This is a genomic window from Silicimonas algicola (assembly GCF_003148765.1).
GTDB classification, from domain to species: domain Bacteria; phylum Pseudomonadota; class Alphaproteobacteria; order Rhodobacterales; family Rhodobacteraceae; genus Silicimonas; species Silicimonas algicola.
This window is the reverse complement of the sequence record NZ_QGGV01000004.1, coordinates 37,685-53,952: the sequence shown is the minus strand read 5'-3', so window position 1 is coordinate 53,952 and position 16,268 is coordinate 37,685. Positions and strand designations below refer to the sequence as shown.

The 16,268-nt window shown below is 66.5% G+C and carries 17 protein-coding genes; 16 read left to right on the top strand and 1 reads right to left on the bottom strand.

Going from position 1 to position 16,268, the window contains the following annotated elements; translation table 11 throughout:
• The first annotated feature begins 72 nt into the window (after window positions 1–72).
• The 15 genes from dapA (at window position 73) to C8D95_RS10095 (ending at window position 14,618) form a co-directional block, all read left to right on the top strand.
• Window positions 73–948 carry a 4-hydroxy-tetrahydrodipicolinate synthase gene (gene dapA, locus C8D95_RS10165; protein ID WP_109759077.1) on the top strand — a complete coding sequence of 292 codons (876 nt, stop codon included), beginning with the start codon at window positions 73–75 and terminating at the stop codon, window positions 946–948.
• A 62-nt stretch (window positions 949–1,010) separates the two neighbouring features.
• On the top strand, window positions 1,011–1,538 hold the full coding sequence (locus tag C8D95_RS10160; protein ID WP_109759076.1) for a hypothetical protein: 528 nt from the start codon (window positions 1,011–1,013) through the stop codon (window positions 1,536–1,538).
• A gap of 60 nt (window positions 1,539–1,598) precedes the next feature.
• Entirely contained in the window at window positions 1,599–2,969 is a 1,371-nt protein-coding gene (locus tag C8D95_RS10155; protein ID WP_109759075.1) for a glutamate--cysteine ligase, read from the top strand.
• A 100-nt stretch (window positions 2,970–3,069) separates the two neighbouring features.
• Window positions 3,070–3,330: a hypothetical protein gene (locus C8D95_RS10150; protein WP_109759074.1), complete on the top strand. Its 261-nt coding sequence runs from the start codon at window positions 3,070–3,072 to the stop codon at window positions 3,328–3,330.
• Between the two features lie 46 nt (window positions 3,331–3,376).
• Window positions 3,377–4,333, top strand: a complete 957-nt coding sequence (locus C8D95_RS10145; RefSeq protein WP_109759073.1) for an aspartate carbamoyltransferase catalytic subunit — start codon at window positions 3,377–3,379, stop codon at window positions 4,331–4,333.
• A gap of 1 nt (window position 4,334) precedes the next feature.
• The gene (locus C8D95_RS10140; protein WP_109759072.1) at window positions 4,335–4,922 is read left to right on the top strand and encodes a hypothetical protein; all 588 of its coding nucleotides are present in this window, start codon (window positions 4,335–4,337) and stop codon (window positions 4,920–4,922) included.
• A 40-nt stretch (window positions 4,923–4,962) separates the two neighbouring features.
• Window positions 4,963–5,496, top strand: a complete 534-nt coding sequence (locus tag C8D95_RS10135; RefSeq protein WP_109759071.1) for a hypothetical protein — start codon at window positions 4,963–4,965, stop codon at window positions 5,494–5,496.
• Window positions 5,497–5,509: 13 nt separating this feature from the next.
• Window positions 5,510–6,784, top strand: coding sequence for a dihydroorotase (gene pyrC / locus C8D95_RS10130; protein WP_109759070.1), 1,275 nt, complete (start codon window positions 5,510–5,512; stop codon window positions 6,782–6,784).
• 62 nt (window positions 6,785–6,846) lie between these two features.
• Entirely contained in the window at window positions 6,847–7,452 is a 606-nt protein-coding gene (plsY, locus tag C8D95_RS10125; protein WP_109759069.1) for a glycerol-3-phosphate 1-O-acyltransferase PlsY, read from the top strand.
• Complete coding sequence (locus tag C8D95_RS10120; RefSeq protein ID WP_241239751.1) at window positions 7,449–7,715, top strand: hypothetical protein; 267 nt, start codon at window positions 7,449–7,451, stop codon at window positions 7,713–7,715. The genes plsY and C8D95_RS10120 overlap by 4 nt, the downstream gene beginning before the upstream one ends.
• 42 nt (window positions 7,716–7,757) lie before the next feature.
• Window positions 7,758–8,525 carry a uracil-DNA glycosylase gene (locus tag C8D95_RS10115; RefSeq protein WP_109759068.1) on the top strand — a complete coding sequence of 256 codons (768 nt, stop codon included), beginning with the start codon at window positions 7,758–7,760 and terminating at the stop codon, window positions 8,523–8,525.
• Window positions 8,522–9,142, top strand: coding sequence for a LysE family translocator (locus tag C8D95_RS10110; protein ID WP_109759067.1), 621 nt, complete (start codon window positions 8,522–8,524; stop codon window positions 9,140–9,142). Before C8D95_RS10115 ends, C8D95_RS10110 begins: the two co-directional genes overlap by 4 nt.
• The gene (moaB, locus tag C8D95_RS10105) at window positions 9,139–9,681 is read left to right on the top strand and encodes a molybdenum cofactor biosynthesis protein B (RefSeq protein WP_109759066.1); all 543 of its coding nucleotides are present in this window, start codon (window positions 9,139–9,141) and stop codon (window positions 9,679–9,681) included. The genes C8D95_RS10110 and moaB overlap by 4 nt, the downstream gene beginning before the upstream one ends.
• 87 nt (window positions 9,682–9,768) lie before the next feature.
• Window positions 9,769–11,229: an efflux RND transporter periplasmic adaptor subunit gene (locus C8D95_RS10100; protein WP_109759065.1), complete on the top strand. Its 1,461-nt coding sequence runs from the start codon at window positions 9,769–9,771 to the stop codon at window positions 11,227–11,229.
• A 2-nt stretch (window positions 11,230–11,231) separates the two neighbouring features.
• Window positions 11,232–14,618, top strand: coding sequence for an efflux RND transporter permease subunit (locus C8D95_RS10095; protein WP_109759064.1), 3,387 nt, complete (start codon window positions 11,232–11,234; stop codon window positions 14,616–14,618).
• On the opposite strand, the gene C8D95_RS10090 is transcribed toward C8D95_RS10095, so the two are convergent.
• Window positions 14,615–15,382 carry a protein-disulfide reductase DsbD domain-containing protein gene (locus C8D95_RS10090; RefSeq protein ID WP_109759063.1) on the bottom strand — a complete coding sequence of 256 codons (768 nt, stop codon included), beginning with the start codon at window positions 15,380–15,382 and terminating at the stop codon, window positions 14,615–14,617. The two genes, C8D95_RS10095 and C8D95_RS10090, sit on opposite strands and share 4 nt — an antisense overlap.
• A 113-nt stretch (window positions 15,383–15,495) precedes the next feature.
• On the opposite strand from C8D95_RS10090, the gene C8D95_RS10085 reads away from it, so the two are divergent.
• Window positions 15,496–16,068: a YqgE/AlgH family protein gene (locus C8D95_RS10085; RefSeq protein ID WP_241239750.1), complete on the top strand. Its 573-nt coding sequence runs from the start codon at window positions 15,496–15,498 to the stop codon at window positions 16,066–16,068.
• The last annotated feature ends 200 nt before the right edge of the window (window positions 16,069–16,268 follow it).

Here is a 16,268-nt window from a genome sequence, read left to right as displayed (position 1 = left end):
GGCAATCACCGGGACCCGCTATAGTGTCCGCCCGCCGCAGTTCGTGGCAGCAAAAACGCTAGGAGGTGCGTCGTGTTCCAGGGATCCATGCCGGCTCTCGTGACCCCGTTCAAGAACGGTTCCGTGGATTTCGACGCGCTCAAATCGCTGGTCGACTGGCAGATCGAATCGGGTTCGTCGGGCCTTGTACCGGTCGGCACCACCGGAGAGTCGCCGACCCTGAGCCACGAGGAACACGACGCCGTCGTCGTGGCCGTAGTCCAGGCCGCCGCCGGCCGGGTGCCGGTCATCGCCGGCGCCGGGTCGAACAATACGGCGGAAGGCGTGCGGCTGATGAAGGCCGCCGAGAAGGCGGGCGCGGATGCGGCGCTGGTCGTCACGCCCTACTACAACAAGCCGACGCAGGAAGGGCTGTACCAGCACTTCAAGGCGATGCACGACGCCGCCGACCTGCCGATCATCATCTACAACATTCCTCCGCGCTCGGTCGTCGACATGAGCGTCGAGACGATGGCGCGGCTGGCCGAGTTGCCGCGCATCATCGGCGTCAAGGACGCGACGGGCGACCTGTCGCGCGTGCCGAAGCAGCGCATCGCCTGCGGCAAGGACTTCGTCCAGCTTTCTGGCGAGGACGCGACGGCGCTGGGGTTCAACGCGCACGGCGGCGTCGGCTGCATCAGCGTCACCGCGAACGTGGCGCCCGCGCTCTGCGCCGAAATGCAGGCGGCGACACGGCGCGGCGACTATGGCATGGCGCTCGAGATCACCGATCGGCTGATGCCGCTGCACCTGTCGATCTTCATGGAGCCGGGGCTTGCCGGCGTGAAGTGCGGACTTGCCCTGCTTGGCCGATGCTCGGACGAAACACGGCTGCCGCTGATGCCTGTGACCGAGCCGACGAAAGCCGCGATCCGGGACGCCATGGTTCATGCGGGCCTGCTGAACTGACATGCTGAGGGGCGGATGATGGAGAAACCGTTCATCCGCCTGTCCGCCCACGGCATTCCGGCGTGAGCTTCGTCCGTCCCGAGGTCGTCGAGGCCCTTGTCCGCTGGCGCGAGGCTCTTCTGGGCCTTTTGCTGTTCCTGTGCGGTGGCTGGTTCGTCCTGACGGGATATGGGCTTTACGGCATAGGTGGGTGGATCGCGGTCGCGATCGGCGCGCTTCTGGTATGGGAGGGCGTGCTTCGCGCACGGTTTCCCCGGCAAGGCGGCGGACCCGGTGTCGTGGACATCGACGAGCGCCAGATCACCTGGTTCGGGCCGACGGGTGGGGGTTCGGTTTCGCTGGACGCGCTTAGGCTGATCGCGATCAGGCGGACCCACGCCGGCTCCGCGACGTCGGACTTCTTCTGGGAGTTCGAGGACACCGACGGCAACAGCCTGTCCGTGCCGGGGGATGCCGAGAATGCGGACGCGCTGTTCGATGCGCTCGCGGCGCTTCCCGGTGTCGACTACGAGGCCATTATCGCCGCCAGCGGTCGGCCCGACGAGGGCCTGGCGATCGTGTGGCACAGACCATCCGGACGGCTGCATTGACTTGCCCCGCGTTTCGCGCAAGTCCTCGGCTCTGATGCAGAGAAAAGCGGCCGTCCCCACATGTCCATACCCCAGTCCGGCGGCGCGCCGATCGAACGCCACGAACAACTCGCGGAGTACCTGGCTTCGGGCTCGAAGCCCGAGGCCGACTGGCGTATAGGCACCGAGCACGAGAAGTTCGGCTTCTGCAAGGATACCCTGAAGCCCCTGCCCTACGAGGGCGAGAGGTCCATTCGCGCCGTGCTCGAGGGCCTGCGCGACCGCTATGGCTGGGCCCCGGTCGAAGAGGGCGGCCACCTGATCGGGCTCACGAAGGACGGCGCAAACGTCAGCCTCGAACCAGGCGGGGCGCTGGAGCTGTCGGGCGCGCCTCTCGAGACCATCCACCAGACCTGCGACGAGGTGAACGAACACCTTCGCGAGGTCAAATCCATCGCCGATGCCATCGGAGTGGGGTTCATCGGTCTGGGCGCCGCGCCCCACTGGATGCACGACGAGATGCCCCTGATGCCGAAGGGCCGCTACAAGCTGATGGACAGCTACATGCGCCAGGTCGGTGAGACCGGCACGGCGATGATGCGTCGGACCTGTACCGTTCAGGTCAATCTCGACTACGGGTCCGAGGCCGACATGGTAAAGAAGTTCCGCGTCGCGCTGGCGCTTCAGCCGGTCGCCGTGGCGCTCTTCGCCAACTCGCCGTTCTGGGAAGGCGGGCTGAACGGGCACAAGTCGTGGCGCAGCCGCATCTGGCGGTCGCTCGACGACACGCGCACGGGGATGCTGCCCTTCGCCTTCGAGGACGGCTTCGGGTTTGACGCCTATGTCGAATACGCGCTCGATGTGCCGATGTACTTCGTCTACCGCGACGGGCGCTACATCGATGCGCTTGGACAGTCGTTCCGCGACTTCCTGAAGGGCGAACTTCCGGCGCTTCCGGGCGAAAAGCCCCTGATGAGTGACTGGGCCGACCATCTGACGACCCTCTTTCCGGAAGCGCGGCTGAAGAAGTTCATCGAGATGCGCGGCGCGGACGGCGGACCGTGGCGCAGGCTGTGCGCCCTCCCGGCGTTCTGGGTCGGGCTGATGTACGACGGCGGCGCTCTCGACGCCGCATGGGACGTGGCGAAGGGGTGGAGCGCCGAGACACGCGAAGGTCTTCGCGTCGCCGCGTCGATCCAGGGTCTGCACGCCGAGGTCGACGGCTTCCGCATGCACGAGCTGGCGCGGGAAGTCGTGAGCATCGCCGAAACCGGGCTCAAGGCGCGTGCGCGCCCCGGCGCGGGCGGCCTCGTCCCGGACGAGACGCACTTCCTGAACGCGCTGAAGGAATCCATCGTCTCGGGCGAGGTTCCCGCGGACGAGCTGATCCGCCACTTCGAGACCGACTGGAACGGGGACGTGACGCGGGTCTTCGCGGATTACAGCTACTGAGTCCCGCGCGGCACACTCGGGCTGCGCTGAATCCGACCCCCGTTGTCAGGCTGGCGTTCCGGGTTAAGGGTTCGTGCAGGATCAACGCCGGAGCGGACAAATGCGCGACTTCTTCATCAACTCGTTCGAGAAACTCGTGGGTGTCATCGTCATTCTGTTGTGTATCGGGGTGGTTGTGGGTGCTCTTGCCGCGCTGTTCGGGGCTGGCGGACCGGGTGGCCCGAATGGCCTTCTGGGCGCGCTGTTCATCCTGATCGGCGGGGCGATCTACATCATCTTCGTCGGCGGCCTGATGTACCTGGGCCTGGGCATCTATCAGAACACCAAGCGGATGGCCGACCTTCTGGAGCGGCGCGGCTAGGCCTGCGGGTCTTTCCGGTGCGGGCGTTGAAGCCTATACAGCGGCCATGAGCTTTCGCGCCCGCCACCTTCTCGGCATCGAGCATCTCGCGCCGAACGAGATCACCCTGCTTCTGGACCTCGCCGATCGCTACGTCGACCTGAACCGGCGCGACGTGAAGCACGACACGGCGCTGACCGGGCTCACCCAGATCAACATGTTCTTCGAGGCGTCCACCCGCACACAGGCCAGCTTCGAGTTGGCCGGCAAGCGGCTGGGCGCGGACGTGATGAACATGAACATGCAGGGGTCGTCGCTGAAGAAGGGCGAGACGCTGATCGACACCGCGATGACGCTGAACGCGATGCACCCCGACCTGCTGGTCGTGCGGCACCCGAGTTCGGGCGCGGTGGCGCTGCTGGCGCAGAAGGTGAACTGCGCAGTGCTGAACGCAGGCGACGGGCGGCACGAGCATCCGACACAGGCTCTGCTGGACGCTCTGACGATCCGGCGGGCGAAGGGGCGGCTGCACCGGCTGACGGTGGCGATCTGCGGCGATGTCGCCCACAGCCGCGTCGCGCGGTCGAACATCTGGCTTCTGGGGAAGATGGAGAACCGCGTTCGGCTGGTCGGGCCGCCGACCCTTCTTCCCGCCGGCGCCGCGGACTGGGGCGTCGAGGTCTGCTACGACATGCGAGAGGGTCTGAGGGACGCGGATGTGGTAATGATGCTGCGGCTTCAGAGGGAACGTATGGACGGTGCCTTCATCCCCTCCGAGCGCGAGTATTTCCATCGCTTCGGCCTCGATGCCGAGAAGCTGGCTCATGCGAAGGACGATGCCATCGTGATGCACCCCGGTCCGATGAACAGGGGTGTGGAAATCGACGGCACCCTCGCGGACGACATCAACCGGTCGGTCATTCAGGACCAGGTGGAAATGGGGGTCGCGGTGCGGATGGCTGCCATGGACCTTTTGGCACGCAACCTGCGGGCCGCGAGGTCTTCGCCGGAGGTCATGGTCTGAGATGGCCGAATGCTGGGAAGACTGGTTCGAGCCCGGCGAGCGACTGGTTTGGGAAGGGTCGCCCGAGGGTCGATGGACCCTCACGCCCGGCCTTCTCTTCCTTGCCGCCTTCGGCGTTCCCTTTCTGGCCGCGGGTCTCTTCGTTTCGGGCGGTGCGATTCTGGTCGGCGGACCCTTCCATTTCGGAGTGGTCGGTGTCCTTGGACGCTTTGTCGCCTTCTGCTTCGGGCTGCCGTTCCTCGCCGCCGGACTGGGGATGGTGGCGGGGCCGCTTTACCTTCAATCACAGGCCCCGCGCCATGTCCGCTATGCACTCAGCGACCGACGCGCCTACGTGGCGACAAGCTGGTGGAACCGAAAGATGGAGGTGCTGACGATCTCGACCGGAGCGCCGATCGAGGTCGAGGACGGGCGCTCGGTGTTCTTCCACACCCTGGTCGGGCGCGACAGCGACGGCGACCGCACGACCACGCGGAAGGGGTTCGAGAACATCGCGGACGCAGCTGTGGTCTATCGCCTTTTGCGAGGCATCCAGGCTCGGAAGGATCCGTCTCGGCCGGAAGCGACGGAACCGGATCCGGGGGAGTGACCGTTGACCGGCTGACGTCCCGCGGCAAAGAGGTGATGACATGACGAGCGATCCCTTCACGATCCCGACAGGCGAACGCGGCGTCGTGCGCGTGTTCACCACGGACCTCGAGCCGGAAGGCGACGCGGCCATCACGCCGGGCAATCTTCAGCGGCTTCTGGGTCCGGACGTGACGCTCGATGCCGAAAAGGTCGAGGTCTTTCCGTCGTCGGTGATAGAGGGGCTTGGCCTGTCGTCCTACCTGCAGGAAGGCTACGGCGTCCCGCGTGAGGCGCTTTCGGGAAAGGCGGCCGCGCTCGACGCACTGTCGGGGCTTGTCATCCTGATCCCCTCATCCGCGTTCGAAGGACGGACGCAGGTTCTCGAACCCAACCCCGGCCTGAGGTTCGTAGGCAGCTTCCGAGAACCCGATCCCGAGCCGCCGCAGCGCATGGCGCCTGCCGAGGCGGAGGACTACATCGAGCCTCGCGAGACGCGGATCGACCCTGAGCCGCGACAGCGCATGAGTTCTTGGGTCATCGCGCTTGGCGCGCTGCTGATCGCCGCCGCACTTGTGCTTTACGTCGTCATCTGACACCTGAAGGGGCATGACCCCGATCCTGTTTCGCAACGCGCGCCTCATCGACCCCGAGACGGGCACGGAGCGGTTGGGAGAGCTTGGCGTCCGGGGCGGAAAGATCGTCGGCCCCGAGGGTCTGGACGGCGCCCAGACCGTAGATTGCAGCGGCCGCTGCTTGGCCCCAGGCATCGTCGACATCGGCGTGAAGGTCAGCGAACCCGGCGAACGCCACAAGGAGAGCTTCCGGTCGGCCGGTCTCGCCGCCGCGGCGGGGGGCGTGACAACGATTGTCACCAGACCCGATACGATCCCCGCAATTGACACGCCCGAGACATTGGAATTCGTGCGCCGCCGCGCGAACGAAGCCGCGCCGGTCCGGGTGCTTCCGATGGCGGCACTGACGCGCGGCCGCGAGGGGCGCGAGATGGCCGAGATCAGCTTTCTTCTCGACGCCGGCGCCGTGGCTTTCACCGACTGCGATCATGTGGTCACGAACACCAAGGTGTTTTCGCGCTGCCTCACATATGCCGCCTCTCTCGGTGCGCTGGTCGTGGGCCACCCGCAGGAGCCGATCCTGTCGGATGGCGCGTCGGCGACGAGCGGGAAGTTCGCAGCGCTGAAGGGGCTGCCCTCGGTCTCGCCCATGGCCGAGAGGATGGGTCTGGACCGGGACATCGCCATCGTCGAGATGACCGGGGCACGTTACCACGCCGACCAGGTTACGACGGCGCGCGCCCTGCGGCGGCTGGCGCGCGCCAAGGAAGCGGACCTCGACATCACGGCGGGCGTGTCGATCCATCACCTGACGCTGAACGAATTCGACGTCGGCGACTATCGCACCTTCTTCAAGGTCAAGCCGCCGCTTCGGTCCGAGGACGACAGGCTGGCGGCCGTCGAAGCGGTCGCCTCGGGTCTGATCGACGTCATTTCCTCGATGCACACGCCGCAGGACGAGGAGTCGAAGCGCCTTCCGTTCGAGGAAGCCGCCTCGGGCGCCATCGGGCTCGAGACTCTGCTTCCGGCGTCGATGCGCCTCGTGCATGGCGGTCACCTGGACCTGCCGACCCTGTGGCGCGCGCTGTCCCTGAATCCGGCGCGGCGTCTCGGTCTCGACTGTGGACGGCTGTCGGCCGGGGCTCCAGCGGATCTGGTGCTTTTCGATCCCGACGTTCCCTTCATCCTCGACCGCTTCGCGCTGAGGTCGAAGTCGAAGAACACGCCCTTCGACGAGGCGCGGATGCAAGGCCGCATCATCGGCACCTGGGTCGCGGGGACGCAGGTCTATCGTCACGACAAAGCCTGACCCTCAAACGCCTTGCCAATCGCAAGCGCGATTCTATGCTCCGGCCGGCGGGAGATGGGGACATGCCTGAACTGGTCACACCGCTCGGCATCCTGATCGCGATCGGTGTCGGGGCGTACCTTCTGGGATCGGTGCCCTTCGGGGTCGTCTTGTCGCGGCTGTTCGGCCTGGCGGACCCGCGGACCATCGGATCGGGGAACATCGGCGCCACGAACGTTCTTCGCTCCGGATCGAAGGCCGCCGCCCTTCTCACGCTTCTCCTCGACGCTCTCAAAGGCACGGTCGCCGTCCTTCTCGCCCGCGAGTTGGGGGGTGAGGATGCAGCCCAGCTTGCCGCGCTTGGCGCCTTCGCCGGGCACGTCTGGCCGCTTTACCTGACGTTCAAGGGCGGCAAGGGCGTGGCGACACTTCTGGGCATCCTCGTCGCGCTGTCGCCGGTGGTCGGCCTTGTCGCGGCTGTGACCTGGCTCGTGACGGCCGTCGTGTCTCGTCTGTCGTCGCTTGCCGCCATCGTCGCGGCTGTGGCGACCCCAATGGGGGCGGCGCTTCTCGGCCACGGCGACAAGGTCGTCCTGCTGATCGTTCTCTCGGTCATCCTCATCTGGCGTCATCGGGGGAACATCACCCGACTGCGTGACGGAACCGAGCCGAGGATCGGCAGGAAGTGAAGGCGACGCCTGCGTTTATTAGAGCGTTCGACGCGCTGCCGACCGGAGCATACGGTGGCAGCTATGGGGGGCGCCGGTACAGGATCACCAAGACCGTCATGGTCACGGGACGGTCGCAAAAGCTGGTGGCCGAGGAACTGGGGGGCAACGATTACGTCAGCCTGAACCTCTACCGCCTCGCCGACGGAACCGCCCTTCTGAAGCCATGCGAAATGCCTGCGGACAAGGTGATCGGGTTCATCCTCGGTGTCGCTGCCGACTGAGGCCCCATTGCCCTGATCCCGGCCCGCGAATAGCGTGGCGCCATGGGATTCTGGGAGATGAAAGCAGCCCTCGAATGGCAGATCGCCTGCGGTGCGGACGAGTCGATCCTTGATGCGCCTGTGGATCGCACGGTCGTGGTCTCGGACCCGCCCGAGGCCAAGCCATCGCTTGCGCAGTCGCCGATGGCCATGTCGACGCTGCTCGACGTCGATGCCGTCGCCGTGTCGCGCGACATGGCCGCGGCGGCCCCGGACCTCGACGCTCTTCGTGCCGCCATGGAGGCCTACGACCACTGCGAGCTGAAGCGCGGAGCGCGGCAGCTTGTCTTCGCGGACGGCGTTCCCGGAGCGCGCGTGATGATCGTGGGTGAGGCGCCTGGGCGCGAGGAGGACCTTCAGGGCAAGCCCTTCGTTGGCCCCGCGGGTCAGCTTCTAGATCTGATGTTCCGGCAAATCGGCCTGTTGCGGTCGTCACCTGATACCGAGCGCGCGCTGTACATCACCAACGTGCTGCCGTGGCGGCCGCCGCAGAACCGCGACCCGCTGCCGGAGGAGATGGCGATGATGCTGCCGTTCCTCGAGCGTCACGTCGAATTGGCCGATCCGGAGCTGATCGTCGCCAGCGGCAATCATGCCTGCATGGCGCTTCTGGGCCAGCGCGGCATCACGCGTCTGCGCGGCAACTGGACGACGGCCTTCGGTCGACCCGTTCTGCCCATGTTTCATCCGTCCTACCTTCTGCGCACCCCCGAGGCGAAGCGCGAGGCCTGGGCGGATCTCCTGTCGCTCAAGGCGAGGTTGCGCACATGATCGACCCGATCCTTCTCCTTGCCTTCCTTCCCGCGGCGTTGGCGCTCAACCTGACACCGGGGGCCGACATGCTGTTCTGCCTCGCGCAAGGGACACGCGGCGGACCCGTGCCGGCTCTGGCCGCATCGGCGGGTATCTCGACCGGCGCGATAGTCCACGTCACGCTTGCGGGTCTCGGTCTGGGCGCGCTTGTCGCCGCACACCCGGCGGCGTTCGACGCCATAAGATACGCGGGTGTCGCCTATCTTCTGTGGCTCGTGTGGAGGACGCTGCGGTCGCCTCTCGGCGCGGGAGGCGGGCCAGCGGTCCGGCCGTCGCGGGCGTTCCGAGACGGGCTGGTCGTCAACCTGACGAACCCCAAGGTCATCCTCTTCATCCTCGCCTTCGTGCCACAGTTCGTCGACCCCGCGCGGCCTGTCCTTGCGCAGTTTCTTGTCCTCGGCACGGTCATTGCCGCGGGCGGGTTCGTCGTGAACGGTCTCGTCGGCGTCTTTGCGGGCGGCATCGGACGGCATATGGCGCGCGATGCGCGGATCGAACGCATTCTTCGCATCGTGACCGCGACGGTCTTCGGCGGGCTTGCCGTCAGGCTGGCGCTGGAAGGGCGGCGGGCATGAGTCGCATCGACGAGACGAGAGAGTTCATCCGGGTCCGGATCGCGATCCTGACCGTTTCGGACACGCGCGGCCTTTCGGACGACCGGTCGGGCGACACGCTGGTCCAGCGGCTGACCGAGGCGGGACATGTTCTGGCCGCGCGCGACATCGTCACGGACGATCGGGACCTAATTTCGGCGAAGCTGCGCGACTGGTGCGCGAACGATGGCATCGACGTCATCCTCTCGACGGGCGGGACCGGGCTGACGGGACGCGACGTGACGGTCGAGGCGCATCGCGACGTCTACGAGAAGGAGATCGAAGCCTTCGGCACGGTCTTCACCCACGTCTCCATGGCCAAGATAGGCACCAGCGCTGTCCAGAGCCGTGCCTGTGGCGGCGTTTCGCAGGGTACGTACCTTTTTGCGCTGCCCGGAAGTCCGGGCGCTTGCAGGGACGCCTGGGATGAAATCCTGGGCTTCCAGCTGGATTTCAGGCACCGGCCCTGCAATTTCGTCGAGATCATGCCGCGTTTGGACGAACACCTGCGACGGAAGTGACGCTCGCGCACGTTTTACCTGTGTCCTTTTGCGAAACCGCTGAAAGGACTGCATGATGCGGCGTTCCTGTCATCCGGGGTAACGGACGTGAAATTCCTGAGACGCTCTCTTGTCGGTCTGTTCCTCCTCGCGGCGACGCTGGGTCTTCTGACCTATTCGGGGTCCATGGTCTGGTCGGCCCTCGTGGCGAGCTGGTCGGACGAACCCGAAGCGCGGCCGGCTCGCGAGAGGATTTTTGCGGCGAACGTCGTGACCGTCTCGCCCGAGACGATCAATCCGGTCCTGTCGACCTTCGGCGAAGTGCGGTCGCGCCGGACGCTCGAGTTGCGGGCGAGCGCGTCCGGACCTGTGATCTGGTTGTCGGACAAGTTCGAGGAGGGCGGCGAGGTCGAGGCGGGGGAGGTGCTCGTTCGCATCGACCCGTCGGACGCGCAATCGGCGCTCGACACCGCCCGGGCCGATCTTTCCGAGGCCGAGGCCGATCTGAGGGACGCGGAGCGTGCGCTTGGGCTTGCAGCCGACGAGATTGCGTCGGCCGAGGACCAGGTGCGGCTGCGTGCAAGCGCCCTGTCGCGCCAGCAGGACCTGCTGGATCGCGGCGTGGGATCCACCGCAGCGGTCGAGACGGCCGAACTGGCGCTTTCCTCGGCCCAGCAGTCGGTTCTGTCGCGCCGTCAGGCGCAGGCGACGGCTGAAGCGCGGATTGATGCGGCGCGCATCGCTCGTGAGCGGCGGCAGATCGCCGTGGCCGAAGCAGGGCGGCGCCTGGCGGATACCGAGATCGAGGCCGAGTTCTCGGGCGTCCTGTCGGAAGTCGATGTCGCTGAAGGGCGCCTGGTCTCGTCTGGAGAGAGCCTGGCGCAGCTTATCGATCCCGACGCGCTCGAAGTCGCCTTCCGCATCTCGACATCGCAATACACCCGCTTTGTGGCGAACGGTGGCGGGGTGATCGGCGCCGAGGTGACGGCCTCGGTCGACATCTTTGGTGTGGATCTGACCGCCAGCGGCATCATCAGCCGCGAAAGCGCGGCAGTGGGCGAAGGACAGACCGGACGTCTGCTTTTCGCGCGTCTCGACAGCGCGCCCGGAATGCGGCCCGGCGATTTTGTCGCGGTGACCATCGTCGAACCCCCTCTGGACGGCGTGGCGCGCCTTCCCGCGACGGCGGTGGACGCAGGGGGCACCGTGCTTGCCATCAGCGAAGAAGATCGTCTGCAAAGCGCTTCGGTCGAGGTCCTTCGGCGCGAGGGAGACGACGTGATCGTGCGCGCCCCAGACCTGGATGGCCGCGAGATCGTGGCCGAACGGACCCCGCTTTTGGGTGCGGGCATCAAGGTGCGCCCGGTCCGTCCGGGGGCCGAGGTCGCCTCCGAGGAGGTGCCCGAGCTTCTGTCCCTCGACCCCGAACGGCGCGCCCGCCTCGTCGCCTTCGTCGAGGCCAACACCGGGATGCCTGACGACGCCAAGCAGCGGGTTCTCGCCCAGCTTCGCGAGGAAATGGTGCCCGTCCGTGTCGTCGAGCGCATCGAGAGCCGGATGGGTGGCTAGGCATGGCGCGTGATCTCGGCAAGACAGCGGGGGGCATCCTGTCCTACTTCACCCGTCACCGCACGGCGGCGAACCTTCTCCTGCTGCTCCTCATCTGCGCGGGCCTTTACGCCGTGCCCAAGATGCGGGCGCAGTTCTTTCCGGACATCGTCATCGACGACATCGACATCAGCGTATCGTGGGACGGCGCCGGGGCCGAGGACGTCGACACGGCGATCATCGAGGTGCTGGCGCCGACGCTTCAGGCGATAGAGGGCGTGACGTCCACCTCTTCGCGGGCGCGAGAAGGCAGCGCGTCCATCGGCCTCGAGTTCGAGCCGGGCTGGGACATGAACCAGGCGCAAGAGGATGTCACCACCGCGCTCGATGCCGTGACGAACCTGCCGGAGGACGCGGACGAGCCCGAGCTTCGGCGCGGCGGATGGACCGACCGTGTGACCGACGTCATCATCAAGGGTCCCGTGGGCGTCGACCAGCTTGCCAACTTCGCCGACGAATTCGTCACGCGCCTGTTCGCCGAGGGAGTGACACGCACGTCCATCCAGGGTCTTGCGGCTCCCGAGACCATCGTAGAAGTGACCACGCTGGATCTGATCCGCCACGACGTGTCGATGCGGCAGATCTCGGACGCCATTGAGTCGGAAGTCGCAGCCGACCCCGCCGGCGACGTCAGCGGCGCGGCCCGCGTGCGGACCGGCGTCGCCAAGCGAAGCGCGGACCAGATCGAGGCCATCGTCCTGCGGTCCGAAAGCGACGGGACGCAGCTGACCATCGGCGACGTCGCGCGTGTCCGGGTCGAGGGCATCGACCGCGACAGGGCCTACTTCGTAGGCGATGACCCTGCGATCTCGATCCGTGTCGACCGCTCGGCTTCGGGCGACGCGATCCGGATGCAGCGCATCGTCGAGACGGTCGCGGACGAGATGGAACTGACCCTTCCGACGGGGGTAGAGATCGACCTGATCCGCACCCTGGCGGAATCCATCACAGCGCGGCTGAACATCCTTCTGGAAAACGGCGCGGTGGGACTGGTCCTTGTCGTCGCCCTGCTGTTCCTGTTCCTGAACGCGCGCACGGCTCTCTGGGTGGCGGCCGGCATTCCGGTCTCGATGACCGCCGCCATCGCAATCATGTACGCCGCCGGCATGACGCTGAACATGATCTCGCTCTTCGCGCTGATCATCACGCTTGGCATCGTGGTCGATGACGCCATCGTCGTGGGCGAACATGCCGATTTCCGTGCGCGGCGACTGGGCGAAGGACCGACCGAGGCGGCAGAAAATGCGGCGCGGCGGATGTTCATGCCGGTCTTTTCTGCCACGCTGACCACCGTCATCGCCTTCTTCGGGCTCGTGATTATCGGCGGACGCTTCGGCGACTTGATCGACGACATTCCCTTTACCGTCATCATCGTTCTCACCGCGTCGCTGGTCGAGTGCTTCCTGATCCTGCCGCACCACATGCGCCACGCGCTTCACCACACCGCGCAGGCGCACTGGTACGACTGGCCGTCCCGACAGGTGAACCGGGGGTTCAGGTGGGTCCGGGAGCGCCTGTTCCGTCCCTTCATGCGATTTGTCCTGTGGGCGCGTTACCCGGTGCTGGCCGCGTCGTTCCTCGTCCTCGCCAGCCAGATGACGCTGTTCATCCGCGGGGACGTGCAGTGGCGCTTCTTCAACGCGCCCGAGCAGGGGTCGGTGACTGGCAACTTCGCGATGGTACCCAGCGCGACCCGGGCCGACACCATCGAGGTCATGCGGACATTGCAGGCGACGGTCGAAGAGGTGGGTGCCGCGTACGAGGCCGAGCACGGCCAGAACCCGATCCGCTATTCCCTTGCCGAGATCGGAGGGTCCGCGGGTCGGGGGCTGTCGGGTCAGGAAACGAAGGAGAGCTATCAGCTCGGTTCGATCTCGATCGAACTGGTCGACGCGGATTTGCGGCCCTATTCCAGCTTCGCTTTCGTCGAGGCCTTGCAGGAGGCCATGCCGCAGCATCCGCTTCTCGAGACCATCAGCTTCCGGGGCGGGCGATCGGGGCCAGGCGGAGACGCCATCGACATCGAGCTGTCGGGCGCCTCTTCGGCGACGCTCAAGGAGGCGGCCGAGGCTCTAAAGACGCGGCTGTCGAGGTTCGGCGAGGTCTCGGCACTGGAGGATTCGCTCGCCTACGACAAGGAGGAGCTGGTTCTTCAGCTAACGCCGCAGGGGCAGGCGCTTGGCCTGACCATCGACGACCTGGGGACCTTGCTGCGCGCGCGCCTGAACGGCATCGAGGCGGCGACCTATCCGGTGGGCCCGCGATCCGCGTCGATCCGCGTGGAGCTGCCCGAGGGCGAGCTGACATCGGATTTTCTTGACCGCATGCTGATCCGCACGGGCAGTGCTGCGGCGGGAGAAGGCGTCTATGTCCCTCTCGCCGACATTGTCACCGTCGACCGGCAGACCGGCTTTTCGACCGTCCGGCGCGAGAACGGAATTCGCGTCGTCAGCGTCAACGGCGACCTGTCCGAGGACGACCCGGAGCGGGCGCAGGAAATCCAGACGATCATCAACGACGAGATTCTGCCGACGCTCGAAGAGGACTTCGGCATCTCGACCTATACGGCGGGCCTTGCCGAGGACGAGCGTGACTTCCTGTCCGATGCGCTGACCGGCCTCGTGCTGTGCCTTGCAGGCATCTACCTGACGCTGGCCTGGGTTTTCGCGTCCTGGACACGGCCTCTCGTGGTCATGGCGATCATTCCCTTCGGCCTCGTCGGTGCGGTCTGGGGGCATTACATCTGGGAGACGCCGCTTTCCATGTTCTCGGTCGTCGGGCTGATCGGGATGGTGGGGATCATCATCAACGACTCCATCGTCCTGGTGACGACGATCGACGAGTACGCCGAGGAGCGTGGCCTGTTCCCCGCCATCGTCGACGGGGCGGCAGACCGTCTAAGGCCAGTGTTCCTGACGACTGCGACGACGGTCCTTGGCCTTGCGCCGCTTCTCTACGAGACGTCGAAGGACGCGCTGTTCCTGAAGCCGACGGTCATCACGCTGACCTACGGACTCGGCTTCGGCTTCGTCCTTGTGCTTCTGGTGGTGCCGTCGCTCATCGCCATCGGTCACGACCTTGGCCGCAACGTGCGGGCGTTGCGCCGCGCGGCGCGGAGCGGCCACAGGGCGTCCGGTCTGAGGACTGCCGTGGGTGTCGCGGGCCTTGCGATCCTGGCCTGGTTCGCCGTGACGATGCTGCCTGTCCTGGCAGAGGGCGCGTTGCCCGCAGCACTTGGAGACATGTCTCTCGGGCAGGCGCTTGGCCTCTTCGTGGCGGGAAGCGGGGCAATCTGTCTGGTCGTCTGGGCCGTGGCCGCGCTGCGCTTCGGACGGCGCTTGCGCGTCTAGTCGCAGCCGAGGGCTTCGACCGCGCGACCGCCGCCGAGGATGGTCAGCCGGACGTCGGACCGCGCAAGGGCGAAAGGTTTCGCCTGGAGCGGGACCATGTCGACCACGGCCCGCAGCCGGCCGCCTGAGCGGCTGACCTCGGGTGTGGAGACCCAGATCGTCGGATCGCTGGTCTCGACCACCGCCACGTCCTCGGTTCCGAGGCGGGGCGAGTCGAGTTCGACCGAAAGCTGCAGGCCGTCCTCGATGGGGAGAATGTCGCAGCGCAGGCCGTGCGCACGCTCGGGCCGATCCTGGATCGCGGCGGAGAGGTCGGGACCGCGTTGGCCGCCGGGCGGCAGGGCGCCGCCGATCCGCAGGGTCACGGGAACGCAGACATCGTCGCAGACGCCAAGCTCCATCTCGCCCTTCAACGTAACGGGCCTAGAGGGGTCCTGCGGCTCGATCCAGAGAGGAAAGGTCACCTCGTCGTGGTAGCCGAAGCTGCGCATCCCGTCGGTGTAAAACACCTCGGGGACGGGGTACTGCACCCTTACCGCCTTGAGATTATCGGACCCCGACCAGTTGAAGGTGGGCGGTATGCCGGAGTCGCCCGGCGCGCGCCAGTAGGTCTTCCACCCCGGCAGCATCCGGATGCGAAGGCCAGCGACATGGACGCCATCCTCGCGCCAGCCGAGGTTGAGGTCGGCACGGGCCAGCTCGGACGGGATTTGAGCGGCCGCTGCGGCAGGCAGGCAGAGGGCTATGAGAAGCGCGCGGATCATGGCCGACAGTTAGGCGCAGGGTTGCGCTCAAGGAAATCACATTCCGGTAATGGCCCGTGACTGTTGCGGGGCGGCACTTGATGGTCTCGGCCCATTGCCCCATGTTTCCCGCCATGATCGCGGCCCCGACCGATATGCTCGACGGCAAGCTTCTGATCGCGATGCCCGGAATGGGCGACCCGCGTTTCGAGAAGAGCGTCGTCTTCGTGTGCGCCCATTCGGATGACGGGGCGCTTGGGCTGATCGTCAACAAGCCTACGCCGGACCTGCGGTTTGCGGACCTTCTCCAGCAGCTCGACATCGACACAGGGCCGCCGGAACGGGACATCCGGGTGCATTTCGGGGGGCCTGTCGAGAATGGCAGGGGGTTCGTGCTGCATTCGGGCGATTACGTCTCTAACACGTCGACTTTGCGGGTCGGCGGCACCTTCGGGATGACCGCGACGCTGGACGTGCTGGAGGAGATCGCGCGGGGTGCGGGACCCGAGAGGGCGCTTCTGGCGCTTGGCTATGCCGGGTGGGGGCCGGGGCAACTGGAGGCCGAGATCCTCCAGAACGGATGGCTGACCTGCGACGCGACGCCCGACATCGTGTTCGGGCGCGACGATCCGGGCAAGTGGACGGCGGCGCTCAAGACGCTGGGCGTCGATCCCCTGTCGCTGTCGAGCGCAGCGGGGCGCGCCTGAGAGCGTAACCTTTCGGACATTCAGGTTAACGGCCTTGTTTTGCCGGGAAACGGGCTTCGGTATTGCGTCTGTATCACGTCGGTATCGCGTCGGTGCGGGTATCGGTACCGGGAGGGTGGTTACCGGAGGGTGCGGTGAGTTCAGGGGGCGGGAACGGGCCTTCGCCCTTTGGCGCGGTTGGGGTGGGGTTTCGGTGGGCT